Origin of the sequence: Providencia sp. PROV003 (assembly GCF_045040775.1) — a bacterium.
Classification (GTDB): Bacteria; Pseudomonadota; Gammaproteobacteria; order Enterobacterales; family Enterobacteriaceae; genus Providencia; species Providencia huashanensis.
In genome coordinates this window covers 2,025,180-2,041,141 of the sequence record NZ_CP096369.1, presented here as the reverse complement: position 1 = coordinate 2,041,141, position 15,962 = coordinate 2,025,180, and the positions used below count along the sequence as shown (strand labels likewise).

The 15,962-nt window shown below is 41.8% G+C and carries 15 protein-coding genes; 4 read left to right on the top strand and 11 right to left on the bottom strand.

What is annotated here, in order from left to right; translation table 11 throughout:
• Positions 1 to 78: 78 nt before the first annotated feature.
• From M1F14_RS09245 to agaR, 11 genes are all read right to left on the bottom strand, one after another.
• The gene (locus M1F14_RS09245; RefSeq protein ID WP_181468685.1) at positions 79 to 1,146 is read right to left on the bottom strand and encodes a glycoside hydrolase family 105 protein; all 1,068 of its coding nucleotides are present in this window, start codon (positions 1,144 to 1,146) and stop codon (positions 79 to 81) included.
• An 18-nt stretch (positions 1,147 to 1,164) separates the two neighbouring features.
• Entirely contained in the window at positions 1,165 to 1,920 is a 756-nt protein-coding gene (kduD, locus tag M1F14_RS09240; RefSeq protein WP_042845271.1) for a 2-dehydro-3-deoxy-D-gluconate 5-dehydrogenase KduD, read from the bottom strand.
• A gap of 74 nt (positions 1,921 to 1,994) precedes the next feature.
• Positions 1,995 to 2,825, bottom strand: a complete 831-nt coding sequence (gene kduI, locus M1F14_RS09235; protein WP_042845272.1) for a 5-dehydro-4-deoxy-D-glucuronate isomerase — start codon at positions 2,823 to 2,825, stop codon at positions 1,995 to 1,997.
• Between the two features lie 38 nt (positions 2,826 to 2,863).
• The gene (nagA, locus tag M1F14_RS09230; protein WP_042845274.1) at positions 2,864 to 4,036 is read right to left on the bottom strand and encodes an N-acetylglucosamine-6-phosphate deacetylase; all 1,173 of its coding nucleotides are present in this window, start codon (positions 4,034 to 4,036) and stop codon (positions 2,864 to 2,866) included.
• Entirely contained in the window at positions 4,033 to 4,464 is a 432-nt protein-coding gene (gene agaF, locus M1F14_RS09225) for a PTS galactosamine/N-acetylgalactosamine transporter subunit IIA (protein WP_048608013.1), read from the bottom strand. The genes nagA and agaF overlap by 4 nt, the downstream gene beginning before the upstream one ends.
• Positions 4,465 to 4,515: 51 nt before the next feature.
• Positions 4,516 to 5,403, bottom strand: coding sequence for a PTS system mannose/fructose/sorbose family transporter subunit IID (locus M1F14_RS09220; RefSeq protein ID WP_042845278.1), 888 nt, complete (start codon positions 5,401 to 5,403; stop codon positions 4,516 to 4,518).
• Entirely contained in the window at positions 5,393 to 6,163 is a 771-nt protein-coding gene (gene agaW / locus M1F14_RS09215; RefSeq protein ID WP_042845280.1) for a PTS N-acetylgalactosamine transporter subunit IIC, read from the bottom strand. The genes M1F14_RS09220 and agaW overlap by 11 nt, the downstream gene beginning before the upstream one ends.
• 46 nt (positions 6,164 to 6,209) lie before the next feature.
• Positions 6,210 to 6,704 carry a PTS N-acetylgalactosamine transporter subunit IIB gene (gene agaV, locus M1F14_RS09210; RefSeq protein WP_181468686.1) on the bottom strand — a complete coding sequence of 165 codons (495 nt, stop codon included), beginning with the start codon at positions 6,702 to 6,704 and terminating at the stop codon, positions 6,210 to 6,212.
• A 32-nt stretch (positions 6,705 to 6,736) separates the two neighbouring features.
• Positions 6,737 to 7,921 (bottom strand): SIS domain-containing protein, encoded by a 1,185-nt coding sequence (locus M1F14_RS09205; RefSeq protein WP_042845283.1) that lies wholly within the window; start codon positions 7,919 to 7,921, stop codon positions 6,737 to 6,739.
• An 8-nt stretch (positions 7,922 to 7,929) separates the two neighbouring features.
• Positions 7,930 to 9,213, bottom strand: a complete 1,284-nt coding sequence (kbaZ, locus tag M1F14_RS09200; RefSeq protein WP_048608028.1) for a tagatose-bisphosphate aldolase subunit KbaZ — start codon at positions 9,211 to 9,213, stop codon at positions 7,930 to 7,932.
• A gap of 52 nt (positions 9,214 to 9,265) precedes the next feature.
• Positions 9,266 to 10,042: a transcriptional repressor AgaR gene (gene agaR, locus M1F14_RS09195; protein ID WP_042845288.1), complete on the bottom strand. Its 777-nt coding sequence runs from the start codon at positions 10,040 to 10,042 to the stop codon at positions 9,266 to 9,268.
• A gap of 524 nt (positions 10,043 to 10,566) precedes the next feature.
• On the opposite strand from agaR, the gene M1F14_RS09190 reads away from it, so the two are divergent.
• The 4 genes from M1F14_RS09190 to M1F14_RS09175 all read left to right on the top strand — a co-directional run bounded on the left by M1F14_RS09190 (position 10,567) and on the right by M1F14_RS09175 (position 15,940).
• Positions 10,567 to 11,802, top strand: a complete 1,236-nt coding sequence (locus M1F14_RS09190; RefSeq protein WP_042845289.1) for an anaerobic sulfatase maturase — start codon at positions 10,567 to 10,569, stop codon at positions 11,800 to 11,802.
• Positions 11,803 to 11,826: 24 nt separating this feature from the next.
• Positions 11,827 to 13,434 (top strand): sulfatase, encoded by a 1,608-nt coding sequence (locus M1F14_RS09185; RefSeq protein WP_181468687.1) that lies wholly within the window; start codon positions 11,827 to 11,829, stop codon positions 13,432 to 13,434.
• A 64-nt stretch (positions 13,435 to 13,498) separates the two neighbouring features.
• Positions 13,499 to 14,974 (top strand): DUF2264 domain-containing protein, encoded by a 1,476-nt coding sequence (locus M1F14_RS09180; RefSeq protein ID WP_042845291.1) that lies wholly within the window; start codon positions 13,499 to 13,501, stop codon positions 14,972 to 14,974.
• Between the two features lie 111 nt (positions 14,975 to 15,085).
• Positions 15,086 to 15,940 carry a tagatose bisphosphate family class II aldolase gene (locus tag M1F14_RS09175; protein ID WP_181468688.1) on the top strand — a complete coding sequence of 285 codons (855 nt, stop codon included), beginning with the start codon at positions 15,086 to 15,088 and terminating at the stop codon, positions 15,938 to 15,940.
• Positions 15,941 to 15,962 lie beyond the last annotated feature (22 nt).

Here is a 15,962-nt window from a genome sequence, read left to right as displayed (position 1 = left end):
CTAAAAACATAACCGGTGAAATAACAAATATAGTATTAAAAAGTAATAACAATGAGCAATGCTAAATGAATTTATAACCTAACAAAATAAATTGATAACTTCACTACCCGCTAATAAATAAGCTCCCGCACCATAATCCATATTATGTTCAAAATTAACATCTCTCGGGTTAAATGCAGGTAATTGTACATAACCTAACATACCATTAGGGTGAATACAGCCGCGTAATGCGACCCAAGCCTTTTCTAATACTGGGTAAAAAGTCTTTTCATCTAAAATATTATGATTAATTCCCCATGCTATTCCATAACAAAATAACGCTGCCGCACTACTTTCAGGCGCCGGGAAACTTTGTGGGTCAAGCAAACTCGTACGCCAAAAACCATCTTCTTGCTGATAAGGAATGATTGCAGCCAATAATTCTGTAAACAAATCAATATAACGTTGACGATCGGGATGGTCACTCGGTAAGTGTGGTAAAATCCGAGGAATTGATGCGATAACCCAACCGATCCCTCTGCTCCAAAACACTTTCTCGCCATTCGCCTCACGTAGCTCACTACCTTGGCCATCTGGGATATAACGATAATCACGATAAACAAGCCCAGTCTCAATATCGCGTAAATGCTCAATTGCATCCCAATAAGCTTGATTCATGTAGTTTAAATAACGTACATCTTTTATTTTTGCCGAAAGCGCGGCAAATGCTGGGGGCGCCATAAATAAGGCATCACACCACCACCAATCTTCGCGACCCACTTTGGGCTCTGCTAACATCAAATCAAACGCTTTAATCGTCGGCTCAAGAACTTCCGGTTGTAAAAATTGGCTACTCGCCACTAAATAAGCTTGCGTACAAACATGGTCATCCGCAAAGCGTGCATTAGGGCCTGGGCGAAACCCAGTATAAAGTGTGTAATTCATCACACCATCAAGGTATTCCTTATCTTGTGTCGCTTGCCATGCCGCAGCAACACAAGACCACAGAACGCCACGCTCCCAATCCGTATCTTTAATAAAACGGGTTTTTCCACTACGGCGGATCACACTACGTACCTGATTCGCAGACTGAAAACGGTATACTCGTTTCATATCCTGCAAAACAGTATTTCGTTGTAGCGATTGAGGTAATAATGATTGTTCCATTCTTATTCTCCTGATGGATTAACGGGCCAACCATCCACCATCTACCGCAATGGTATAACCATTAATATAGTCACTGGCTTTTGAAGCTAAGAAAATGGCAGGCCCTGCGAGATCATCTGGAGTTCCCCAACGGCCGGCAGGTATGCGCTCCACGATTGCTGCATTACGAGCCGCATCAGCGCGCAGTGCCGCCGTATTATCTGTTGCCATATAACCAGGTGCAATGGCATTAACATTAATATTATATTGAGATAACTCTGTTGCCAGTGCGCGAGTCAGCCCCATTACCGCGGACTTACTGGCCGTATAAGATGGCACCCGAATACCACCTTGGAAAGATAGCATTGACGCAATATTAATGATTTTGCCACCATTGCCTTGTTTTACAAACTGACGGGCAACGCGTTGTGATAGGAAGAATAATGTTTTTTGGTTAATGTTGATCACATCATCCCAATCTTTTTCACTAAACTCTAATAAGTCTTCACGGCGAATAATTCCCGCATTATTAACTAATATATCAATATGACCCATTGCCGATACTGCTTCGTCAACTAAATCTTGTAAGCCTGATTGTTCCATTAAGTTCATGGTAATGTAATGAAATTTGCGCCCTAATGCTTCTATCTGCTGTCGTGTTTCAGGTGCATCTTGTACACCAACCCCAACAATATCAGCTCCTGCTTGTGCCAAACCAATAGCCATACCTTGCCCTAACCCAGTGTTACACCCCGTAACGATGGCAACTTTCCCAGTTAAATCAAATAAATTCATGATGAGTTCCTCTAACGATGTGGGAATATCCCACATCGTTTTACTGTATAAGAAAAAAAGAGTGAAAGGAGTAACTATTTCAGATCTTTCATTGCGACATGGTCCATATCATGGAAAACTTGATTTTCCCCAACCATGCCCCAGATAAAGGTATAAGCCGCGGTACCTACACCGGAGTGAATCGACCAGCTAGGGCTAATCACCGCTTGTTCGTTGCGGACCACAATATGGCGAGTTTCTGTTGGTTCACCCATATAGTGGAAAACCACATTATCTTCTTTCATATCGAAATACAGATAAACTTCCATACGGCGCTCATGGGTATGACATGGCATGGTATTCCACAAACTTCCCGGCTCTAATACCGTCATCCCCATTGATAACTGACATGTTGGTAGGATTGACGGGTGCAAAAATTTATAAATAGTACGGACATTGCAGTTTTCAGCATTACCCAGTTTCTCAGGCGATGCTTGGTCAATCGTAATTTTACGGCTTGGATAAGCATGGTGAGCCGGTGCACAATTGATATAAAAACGAGCAGGTTCTTTCGCATCAATACTCATAAATTCAACTGTTCGAGTCCCCATACCAATATAAATGGCTTCACGCGGGGCTATCTCAAACACATCGCCATCGATAATAACTTTACCTGCCCCACCAATATTGATTGCGCCTAATTCACGCCTTTCTAGAAAAAAATCAACACCTAAGGCTTTCCCCGCCATTAACGCTAATGGCGCACTTGTTGGAACAATACCACCGACAATAATACGGTCGATATGGCTATAAGTGAGATTCATTTCCCCTTCACGGAACAGATCCTCAATCAGAAACTGTTGACGTAACCCTTCGGTATCGAGCGTTTTAGCATGCTCACTGTGAATTGGTTGACGAATTTCCATTATAAATACCTCATAAATTTACTGATGGGTTAACCATCTTAGTGATCGGCTTTCCCGAATACAGAGTGAACGTGTTCACCTCTGATGAATGTGTCTGTTAAATAAAAATTGTTATCAACAACAGCAAAATTGGCTTGAGCACCTTTACGGATATAACCAAATTGCTCGCTAATACCGAGATATTCAGCCGGTATTGCGGTTGCCATCTGAACGGCTTCCCATTCAGGTATGTGAGCTAAGCGCACCATATTGCGCAATGCACTATCCAAGCTACATGTACTCCCCGCTAAAGAACCATCGACAGTTCGAGCTTGGCCATTCGTGACTTTGACCATTTGTGCGCCAAGTGCGTAGTCACCATCAGGGAGCCCCCCTGCCCGCATGCAATCAGTAATCAATGCAATCTGTTGGTAACCTTTTAGGCGATAAGCCAGTTCCATCATGACAGGGTGGACATGAATACCATCGGCTATCAATTCAGCGAGTACATTGTGATATAACACGGCACCACAGCAGCCAGGTTCACGGTGATGTAACCCCGTCATCCCGTTATAAAGATGCACGCCACAATCTGCGCCACGCGCAAAAGCTTGGCTAGTCTGCTCATAATCCGCCGCAGTATGTGCAACACTGGTTTTAATTTTATGTTCAACAAGCCAATCAATAGCTGAAGTGGCGCCTTCGGCTTCAGGGGCTATCGCAACACGCAGTAAAGAACCTTCTGCACATCGATAAAGCTCATCAAGCTCAGCAACTGTAGGCGCTTTAAGGTATTTCACTGGATGCGACCCACGATGCCTTTCTGTGAAATAAGGGCCTTCAAGGAAGCTTCCTAGCAGTTGTGCTCCGGATGTTTGTGGTTTGGAGGTAAAGTCTCGGATGCTGGTTAACGCTTGCTGGATATCATCCATTGGGGCTGTGACCGTCGTACCGACCCATGCCACAACTCCCGTTTGGACTAATTCATCTGAGATGGTTTGCAAAGCAGATTGACTTGCATCCATCACATCACAGCCGGCTCGTCCATGAATATGAATATCGACGAATCCGGGTAGCAAACTGCGGTCTTTAAGGTGGATAATCGGGCAGTTTTCAGGCGCAATATTCGTAACTTCCTGTACAATGCCATCATTTATCACCACATACTGCTGGTAACGGATGCCCTCTGGAGTGAACGTCCTATCCGCTAAAATTGCATATTGCTGGTTCATAAACCATCTTCTTCATTTTCAGGTTCAGACGACATAGCAAGCTGCTCACGGAGGTCTTGGATACTTGTCATACCAATCTCTCTCAGAACCGACAGTAACTCACTGGCGGTGGTATCTTCACGTTCAAATGCAGCATTAACTATCATAGGAAGGTTGACGCCAGCTAAGACTTCAACAGAGGGGTTTTCCATCATAATTGCCATGGCACGATTACATGGAGTGCCACCCGGAAGGTCGGTGAGGAAAACAACTTGCTCACAAGACATCGATTGAATAGCGGCACGCATTTGCTGCTCTAATTCATCGGGCGATATTGATTCAATGAAATCAATAAACACCATATTCTCCTGTTCACCTGCGATAGCTTTTACTGCCGATGCCATACCACTTGCAAAATTGAGGTGACCCGAAATAATCAAACCAATCATTCGTATACTCCTAAGCGGGCAAACCCATTTGCCCGCAAATATCTAACTTACTTACAGAACACCCAATACGTGACCAATCACACCGAATGCCAACATTGAAAAAATAAGTACAGGAGGTTTAGCCCAAAAGCCTGTGCCCTTGACCATTTTGAACATCAGGAAAACCAAGCCTAGCGGTAGTAAATTCGGCATAATTTTGTCGAATAATGCACTTTGCAGCTCAACAACCTTGCCACCTAATTCAATCGAGGCCGTTGTTTGCACCTTTATGAAAGTAGCGGATAACGCACCGATAACAAAAATCCCCATAATGTTGGCGGCTTTCGCTAATTTTTCAGTCGCATCACTCATATTGACCATCGCTGCTGTACCTGCGCGATAGCCCATAAACATCAAACCGAAATACACAAAGAAGTGGATTATTTGATAGAGAAAGAAAAAGACAAACGGCCCTGCAATAGACCCTTCCATTGCAATAGAAGCGCCTAATGCTAACGTCAATGGCATTAATGTCATGTGGTCGATAGCATCACCAATCCCACCAGTAGGCCCCATACCTGCAACTTTCATCACGTTGACCGTTGAAGGCTTCTCTTTGTTTTCCTCCATAGCAACCGCTGTGCCGAGCAAAAACGTAAACAACTTTGGACTCGCATTGAAAAATTGCAGATGGTTTTTTAGTGATGTCGCATAGTCCCGCTTGTTGTTTCCATGGATTTTGCGCAAAGCAGGGATAATTGAAAAAGCAAATCCACCACCTTGCATGCGTTCGAAGTTAAAATTACCTTCCATAAATAAACCACGAAACGCACATTTCCAAAGATCGCCTTTCGTTATTACCTTACGAACCGTTGTATCCTGATACTCATCAACACCATCAACATAGGACTCAACAGGGAGGTTTTTCGTTTGTTCGATTGCTTTGTTATCAGATACCATCTTCAAAATCCTCATTTTTCTGTGAGTTATTGTTGTTACTGTTACCGCTGAAGAAGTAATACAGTGCTGCTGCGGATGCGCCAAGTATTGCTACCGCCATGATGGGAAGCTTCAAGTAAGTTGTCATAACAAATCCAACGAAGAACACGCCCGCCACTTCTTTTGACCACATGATTTTTAACAACATAGCAAAGCCAATTGCTGGTACCATTTTCGCGCCAATACCTAAACCTTCTAGCAATACTTTTGGCGTGTTTTGATCTATCCATTCCGCAGCATGTTCACCAAAATAAACCGTGACGAATGCAACAATGGAATACAGTAATGAACGAACAGTAATAGTGGCTATCAACAGTCGAGAAATACCCGATGCATCGGCTTTTTCTGCATAACGGTCTGCTTTACCCATAGTAAATGCAGTCATGGCGAAGAAACCGATAATGATCATTTGCATTAGCACTGCGATAGGCATCCCAATCCCCATCGCAACTGCAGGTGATTGATTAGTCATGATGGCAAAAGCAACGGCCGCTATAGTCCCTAATGTGACATCTGGTGGCTGAGCCCCTGCATTAGGAACTAACCCTAACCATGCAAGTTCCAGCGTAGCGCCTGCAATCAAACCGACTTGCATATCACCCATAATCAACCCAACAACAGGGCCTGTAATGAGTGGCCTGTGAATGTTTAGCGCAACATCATACTTATCTATACCGCAAAAGAAGGCCCATAAAGCCACAAGAGAAGCTTCATAAATCATAATAATTCCTTAAACACAGTTGTTTTAAGTTATGCCTCAAGCAGCCTTAAGCCGTTGCAAGCGCTAACACATCCACTGGAGATTGGTCAGGTGTATTTTGCACGGTACAGGTGACGCCTTTATCCACCAAACGGCGAAATGCATCCAAATCACGTTCATCAACAGACACCGTCTTCGCAATCTGTCTTTTCCCTTCATGGAAATGCATATTGCCAACATTACAGTGCGTTATAGGAACACCACCTTCAACTAAACGAGCAACGTCAGTTGGGTTATTGCAAAGTACAAAAATTTTCTGGCGAGGAGATGCTTTACTAATCACATCAATGGTTTTTTGAATAGAGAAAAAGCGGACCGCATATTCTCCACCTGCTGATGCTTTCATGCCAGCTTGCATAAAAGCAGAATTGGGTCCATCAGCAGCGTCATCATTCGCAACAAGAATTAAATTTGCTTCCGTGTGTTTACCCCATGTAATACGAATTTGCCCATGTAATAAACGTTCATCGATTCGGGTCCAGACAATATTTGGTGTGTGCATAACTTGCTCTCTTATTATTTGTTGTGTTTATCTCAAGATAGCGATTCGCCATCTTTTTGATATGAGAACGGGTAAATAGTAACACCTTGAACAACCCGGTTAATTTCTCCTGTTGGAGAAGGGTTATCCGGTGTATTCCCCAGTGCAATAGAGCTATGAAAAGCAAATGCTTGCGCTAACATTAGATAAGGAAATAGTAACGCTGCGTCAGAACAATGCTCCAGTTTTGAAATATAAATGAAATTATCTTTCAAAAAAATATCTTCAGAGGACGCAGTGATCCCGATCACCTTGGATGATGCATTATCGTGAATTACCTCTCGTAATAAGTCAGTTTCATACTGTCTGGTATACGGGTCATTCGAAAGAAATAAAACGACTAGCGTGTCTTTGTTAACGATTGATTTAGGGCCATGACGAAATCCTAATGGGGTATCAAAACTAGCCACTACTTTACCTGCGGTAAGCTCTAACATTTTCAAAGCCGCTTCCTGTGCAAGCCCCTGAAGCCCCCCACTACCTAAATAAATCACACGTTTGAATTTACCTGCATAGCTCTCACGAATTATTCGGTTAAACTGCTGATAATTCTCATGATATTGAGTGAAAAATGGTAAGATTTGTTTATTAAAGAAAGTATCATCTAAGAAAATGGATAGTGCGGCCATCATCATAGATGAAAAACTTGATGTCATGGCTAAAGAGCGGTCATTCGACTCTTCTGGCATCAAAAGTGCCAATGCATTAGGGTTATTTTGGCAATATTGGAATAATTGCCCCTGTGAATTGCAAGTCAGCACTAAGTGGTAACATTGAGATAAACACTTTTCAGCGACATCAAGAGCTGCAACACTTTCAGGGCTATTTCCAGAGCGAGCAAAAGAAACTAACAAGGTCGGCACATCTTCAGCTAAATACTCTTTCGGGTCAGAAACCAAATCTGTTGTTGCTATTGCATCAACACGACGCTTAAGATGCCCAGTTAATATAGGGGCCAGTGCACGTCCGGCAAATGCAGAAGTGCCTGCTCCAGTCATAATAATACGAGCATCTGGTGCTGATAAAACTTTAGCTAAAAACGCATCAATTTCAGTACGTAATGCTTTCACTGATAACGCCGTTTTTTGCCAACATTCAGGTTGCTGCTCAATTTCTTTTGCTGTCCAGAACGCATTAAGTTGTTCTAGTTCAGCCGGTTGATAACTTAAATATTCCATGTCAAACCTCAGTGACTGAATTTACACGCATCGGCGTACACCGATAACACATCGCGAATTTTTGCGAAAACAAACGACTTAGGTGAGCTATCAATCAGACCCTCTCTCAATTGTTTAAATTGATGTGGCAGATATTGGCTAAGTAAAGGTAATGGGATTGGTTTAGCAGATAAATTATTCATTAGCTTATCTATTGCATCGCTAATTTCTTTATCCGGCCAATAGTAACGAATGCGGTCGCTGAAGCTATATACCCGAGCAAATGCTTGTTGGTGAATATCGCCATGATAATACTTCTGCCAGAAATGCGGCTCGCTACACATCAAGCGCTCCATTTTTTCTTTTAAATGAGAACATTGCTTGGCAGGAAACATTTCATTCTCAATTTCGCACAATGAATACAGCGCTTCGCGCATTGCAAACGTCAATGCGGGGCCTACTTTCAAAATAGCAAAATGGTCACGAACCAATTGTTTATAAGCATCTTCTGTTTGGTAATCAGTTGAGTGAGCTTCGAAAACCAGATGTGAATAATCATCAACTACTTTACTCAATGCCTGTGCTTTTTCGGGTTGATAATCAATCACACCGGTATGATCAAATTCCACTCCAGGTTGAACGACCAATCCGATAACCCGTTGCCAACAATCCCCCACACCTGCTTTTTCGAATGCTTTCGCATGACACTCTAAGGTTTTGCGAGCGGCATCAGGAGAAGTGACCTCCACACCCTCTAAAGCTTCTGTGGCTCCGCCGGGAACAGGAACTTCAGTACCAATGACATACACAATATCGCTACGACCGAATTGTTGTTTTGCTGTTTTTTCTGCGATAACCGCAAGGCGAGCCGCCCGCTCAGCAACAATTTCATCGGTTAAAGGAACAGGGTCATCAGCGCAAGACATGCTGCAATCTAAATGAATTTTTTTAAATCCAGCGGCAACATAAGCTGCGATTAAAACATCGGCATTATCCATAGCATCTGCAGCAGGGAGGTCTTGCCAACGGTTAGGGCCTAAATGGTCACCACCAAGAATTAGCTGATTGAGAGGAAAGCCAACTTTCTCTGCTTTTTCAGTAACATAATGATAAAAATCAGCAGGTGTCATACCGGTATAACCACCGAATTGATCAACCTGATTAGAAGTGGCTTCAATAAGAAGAAAGGAATTATTGTCCAACGCTTGCTGCAATGATGCTTCAATAACAAAAGGATGAGCAGAACAAACAGAATAAATACCGTTCTGTTGACCTAACTTATTTTGCTGAACAATTTTTTCTAAAGGATGCATTAATACTAACTCCACAATCAACACCGGCAGTGCTGTTAATGGAGTTAGTCAGCTATAAATCTTTATCGACGATAATGACTTCGATTTTATGGTCCTTTAACTCTTGGACATATTCATCAGGAATACCAGAGTCTGTTACCAAAATATCAATATCACCAAACTCACGGATCATATGACAGCTGCGTTTACCGAATTTCGTAGAATCAGCAACTGCAATAATAGTCTCTGAGATATCACACATTAAACGGTTGAGGCTCGCCTCTTGTTCATTGTGTGTCGTGATACCAACACGTAAATCGAATCCGTCAACCCCAAGAAAAACCTTATCAAATCGGTAATTTCTTAGGCTGCTTTCTGCTTGAGAGCCAGAAAACGATAAAGCATTCTTTCGCAATGCACCGCCTGTCATTAATACATCAACGCCTGCGGTATTCGCCAACTCCATTGCAACATCTAAACCGTTAGTCATGACCACTACGTTTTCACGCGATTTTAAATGTGTCGCGATTTCACGCGTAGTTGTCCCCGAGTCTAAAATAACGGTATCCCCATCCTTAATTAGCGTGGCGGCAGCTTTCCCTATTAACGTTTTTGTTCCCGCATTTTGCCCACGTTTTTCGTGGATACTCAGTTCTGCAATAAACCCTGTATTCGGTATTGCAGCGCCATGAGAGCGAATAACATAACCATTTTTTTCAAGAAAACTTAAATCGCTGCGAATGGTGACACTTGAAACTTTAAAAATTTCGGCTAGATCCTCAACTCTGGCTTTACCATGTTGGTTAACCATGTCGAGTATTTCCATACGCCGCTCAACTGCCGCTTTCACTTTCGTCTCCTTACGAAACCAAACAAAATACTTTCATTTGATTTCGAAATTAGTTTACTACGCCAAAAATTACCGACAACGTAAAAAAACAAAACTTTTGATCTCTTTCACAAAGTTTCGATTTGTTCACTATTTGCTTACGGATATTTTCATAATTGAAATATCATAGCTTCGAATGAGAAACTATCCAATATATAAAGTGTTAATCAGTGTATTTTAATTAATCTAATCGTCAGACTGTCGTCTCTAAGCCCAGATTCGTGAAATTTTAGTAATGAAATGACTCTAAAATTAGCAAAACGTGCTGAAAAAACTTTTTCTATTCGAAAGATGTCGGGTTCCGTTTAATTAAAAAGTATATTTTGGAATTTTAACGACAAAATACTTTATCGTGAATCCCCCATTTATTCCCCTCCCCACCTTTCAAAATCTTTCATTTTCCATTTTTGTGATTTCAATCTCTTTTGATTTTACGAAAATTGCGTAATGCTATAAAAATAACCTGACTTCTTTCGGATAAAAAAATGGCTTCTAACCAACCAACTAACTTTCATATGATGGCGAAACCCACTAGCTATCGCTGTAATATCAAGTGTGAATACTGTTTTTATCTCGAAAAAGAGAATGTATTTAACGAAGAAGTAGCAGATAACCATCATGACGTGATGCCTGACAATGTATTACGTCGTTACATTAAAGACTATATTCAGTCTAACGCGAGTGACCAAATTGATTTTTCATGGCAAGGCGGAGAACCAACACTCGCTGGGTTAGCGTTTTTTGAGCGTGTTGTGAAGTATCAAAAACAATACGCACAAGGAAAAACGATCACAAATAGTGTCCAAACCAATGCAATTGCAATAAACCGTCAATGGGCACAATTTTTTGCCGATCACCAGTTTTTACTCGGGGTTTCTATTGATGGACTTGAAGCGGTGCATGATAAATATCGTATTTCAGTCAATGGTAACCCAACCTTCGAACGCGTTAAAAAATCAATTCAGTTACTCAACGAATATGGTGTTCAATTTAATACACTTACCGTCGTGAACGATCAGAATTGGCGTAAAGGAAAAGAAACGTATCAAGCACTAAAAGATATCGGCTCGACATTCTTTCAATTTATTCCAATTGTTGAAGTAGACCGACGTTTTCCACATATGCAAGGGGGGCACTATGCGCCCGGTCCGAATGCTGTTATGGCGTCTTTCTCAGTTTCAAGTGAAGGATACGGACAATTTATGGCTGATATTTTCGACGAATGGATACGCCAAGGTGATGTAGGAAAAGTATACATCCGTTTGTTCGATAGCTTACTTGGTACATGGATGGGTTATCCTGCGTCCACTTGTATTCAATCCAAAACCTGTGGACAAGCATTAATCATTGAATCTAATGGTGATGTTTACTCCTGTGACCACTACGTTTACCCTGCAAACCGCTTAGGTAGCGTCCAAGAAAACACCTTAGCTCGTTTAGTTTCTTCTAAGCAACAGACACGCTTTGGTCAAAATAAATACGACAAACTCACCAGTATTTGCCAACGTTGTGAAGTCCAAAGCTTATGCTACGGTGGCTGCCCTAAACACCGAATTGTGGCAATTGATGGAGAAAAATATCGCCACAATTACTTGTGCCGTTCTTATAAAAAAATATTTCATCATACCGCACTAGGCATGCAGTTAATGCAGCAAGCTATTTCCCGCGGGGGATTGGCTAGCGATGCACTCCCTGCCTTAAAAAAAGCTTATTTTCAATAAATTAACCTTTCTGGAGAGACTTTTGTGATCTTACCTACTGTAAAAAAAAGCCTACTTGCTGGCCTTATAGCCACTAGTTGCTTAAGTTTTCCCTTAGCTGCAACTGCTGGAGGGACCCCTGAAAAACCCAATGTTTTACTTATTGTTATGGATGATTTAGGGACTGGTCAGCTTGATTTTGTGTTAGACAATCTTGATGTTAACGAGCTAGCAAAACGCCCTACCGCCCAACGTTATGATGGCGACATAAATAAAATGGTCGAAGCCGCGAAAATTGCGATGCCAAATGTCACTGAAATGGCAGCCGGCGGAATTAAAATGACTAACGCCTTTGTTGCTCACCCAGTTTGTGGGCCATCTAGAGCAGGGATTTTTACTGGTCGCTCCCCTGCAAGCTTCGGTACCTATAGTAATGATGATGCTATGTTAGGCATTCCAGAGGAGATTAAATTATTACCCGCTTTATTCCAAGCCGATGGTTATGCAACTGCCAGCATTGGGAAGTGGCATAATGCGAAAGTGATCAAAAAGCCCAAGATAGCTGAAGATAAACAAACTCGTGATTATCATGACAACATGATATCAACACCAGAACCTGGGTTTGCCCCCCATGAAAGGGGTTTTGATTATGCCTACAGTTATTATGCCTCTGGCGCAGCGTTGTGGAATTCACCAGCGATTTGGCGTAATGGGGAAAATGTCCCTGCTTCTGGCTACCTGACTCATTTATTGACGGATGAAACTGTCAAATTCATAGACAGTCATAAAGATAAGCCTTTCTTTATTAATTTGTCGTATAGCGTGCCTCATATCCCACTTGAGGAGGCTTCACCTGCCAAATATATGGATAAATTTAATACAGGTAATGTTGAAGCTGATAAGTATTTTGCCGCTCTGAATGCCGCAGATGAAGGGATCGGAAAAATAATTGCCACGTTGAAAGAAAATGGAGAATTACAAAATACGTTAATTTTCTTTATTTCAGATAACGGGGCTGTTCATGAATCCCCAATGCCAATGAACGCAATGGATAAAGGCTTCAAAGGCCAAATGTTTAATGGCGGAGTGCGTGTCCCTTTTGTTGCTTATTGGCCGGGCCATATCCCAGCAGGTAAACAGAGTGACATCATGGTTTCAGCTATCGATATCCTGCCGACGGCGCTGAAAAGTGCAGGAATAACTATCCCAGATACCCTGAAAGTAGAAGGGAAAGATATTATGCCCGTACTAACAGGCAAAGACGATAAATCTCCACATCAATACCTTTATTGGACAGGTCCAGGGACTAAACACTACAGCGAAGAAAATCAGGCATTCTGGCACGGTTACCATGAATGGATAACATACCAACGTAAAGAAATCCCTAATAACCCTAACCTAGAAAAACTATCAAAAGGCTCATGGGCGATCCGTGATGGCGAATGGGCTCTGTATTTTTATGACGATGGCTCAAACCAACCTAAGCTATTCAATGATAAACAAGACCCTGCTGAATCAATTGATTTAGCACGTCAGTATCCAGAAAAAGTTAAACAGCTAAAATCTGCTTATTATCATTGGGTTAAAGACAAACCAAAACCTGTTGTATGGGGACAAGACCGTTACCAAATACTTGTTGATTCTGCACGATAGAATCGGATCTTTGGCCAATTAAGTGAGCATGGAGGCTCGCTTTTTCTAACAATCGAGAATAAATATGACTACACCTATTATTCCTACTGAACGTCCAAAACTCCCCTATGAACACCCTAATATAGCCATCTATCAACGACTGTTTAAAGAAAATATTATTAGAAGATGTATCCGAAAACGGGCTTACCACCACCATGACCAACTTATTGCCGATACCTTTCGCGATAATCAAAAGCCATTATTATTTCTTTGCGAAACACTCACTCGCTATGTCACGGAGGCTTTTCATCATTATCAAGTTTGGGATTATACCCATGCTTATTACCCCGGAAGCCCCGGACAACAAACCGTCAAGACAGATGCTATGGAAGGTGTTAGCCGAGTATTACCCCTGCTTGCAGCATGGTTAGTTCATCATCAGCAACCGATAATCAAAGGGCTAAACCAACAACCATTTAATATTGCAGAGATGATTAAAAGCGCATTTGTGAATGGGACAAACCCTTCCCATAAAGGCTATTGGGGGAAGCTTGAAAACTACGACCAAAAAATATGTGAATCTGCAGACTTAGCTCTCACCCTTTGGCTCAGTCGTAAATGGGTATGGGATCAGCTTGATATTAGCTTACAACACCAAATTATCACGTGGTTCGAACAAGTTAATCACTGCGAAATCGTTGATAATAACTGGCATTTATTCCCACTCACCGTCCAATTTGTTATCAAAGCATTGACGGGAACTGACCATATTGCCCATTGGCGTTATAACAGAATTAAACAATTTTATGCTGGCGACGGTTGGTTCCGTGATGGTGCAAAAGGGAATTTTGATTATTACAATGCTTGGGGTTTTTACTATGGGCTTTACTGGCTAAACCAAATTATTCCAGGCTTCGATCATGAATTTATAAAGCAATCCCTTAACCAGTTTAATCGCAGCTATCTACCATTTATTACAACCAAAGGTATTCCATTTTTTGGGCGCAGTGCATGTTACCGTTTAGCGGTGTCAACTCCATTAATCGCAGGCGTTGATTTAGGTTGTGATTCCGTCAGTATCGGTCAAGCCAAACATGCCTTAGAAAGCACACTTCGCTACTTTATTAGTAATGGTGCATTAAAAGCAGGAGCTCCAACGCAAGGCTTATTCGCGCAAGACTCTCGTCTTGTCGATAATTACAGCGGACCTGCAAGCAGTTTCTGGTCATTGCGGTCTGTGGTCATCGCTTTATATTGTGGTGAACGGCTACAGCTTTGGCAAACTCCCACCAGCGAACTTCCAATCGAAAAGGCCGATTTTCGTTTCGAAATTCCATCGATTCATGCTTCGGTAATAGGAGTTAAAGATACGCAGGAAGTTACGGTGATATTTCGGCAGGAGTATACTCAACAGCAGTCTCCTTTAAGTCGCCGCTTAGATAAACAACCTCTCACTCAAAAGGTAATTGAAACAATTATAGGTCAATCAAAACGTCCTAAAAACAACCTATTACGTAAAGGTGTGACAACTTATAGTTCTAAAATGAGTCATTTTTTTTAGTTTTCTTTCATTACCTTTCGGTGTGAAACAAATAAAATGTGATTTAGATCTTTTACCTTTCTTTATCTTTCGATTATTATAAATCGAAATTAAATGAAAGAAGAGGCAACTATGTTTCTCGTATCGACCCGTAGTATGTTAAATAAAGCCCAACAAGGTGGCTATGCTGTGCCTGCATTCAACATCCACAATCTCGAGACTATTCAAGTTGTGATGGAAACTGCCGCAGAAATGGGGTCTCCAGTGATCCTCGCAGGAACACCAAGTACCTTTGCCTATGCGGGGAGTGATTATCTTATTGCTATCTGCCAGCAAGCGGCTGAACACTATCATATTCCTGTCGCATTACACCTAGACCATCATGAAGATATTCCTGATATTTTCCAGAAGGTGGTCTCAGGAGTGCGTTCCGCAATGATAGATGCATCCCACTTTCCTTTCGAAGAAAATATTCAAATTGTTAAACAAGTTGTTGATTACTGTCACCAATGGGATTGTACCGTAGAAGCGGAACTTGGACGCTTAGGGGGCCAAGAAGATGATTTGGTCGTTGATGCTGCAGATGCTTTATTTACAGACCCAGAGTCTGCCGTAAAATTTATCCAACGCACTGGTATTGACTCACTTGCGGTCGCAATTGGTACAGCTCATGGTATGTATAAAAGCGAGCCGCACTTAGATTTTGACCGTTTACAAGCAATCCGTCAAAAAACAGAAATACCACTAGTATTACATGGTGCATCAGGGATACCCGATGCAGATGTACGCCATTGTATTGATCTAGGTATTTGTAAGGTAAATGTGGCAACTGAACTGAAAATAGCCTTTTCCGATGCCATCAAACACTACTTTCTTGAAAACCCAGATGCTACTGACCCTCGTCACTATTTAGTTCCAGGCAAAGCTGCAATGAAATCGGTTGTCATGGATAAAATTCGCGTTTGTAAAAGTGATGGAAAGTTATAATTCATTGAAATAAATAATAAAG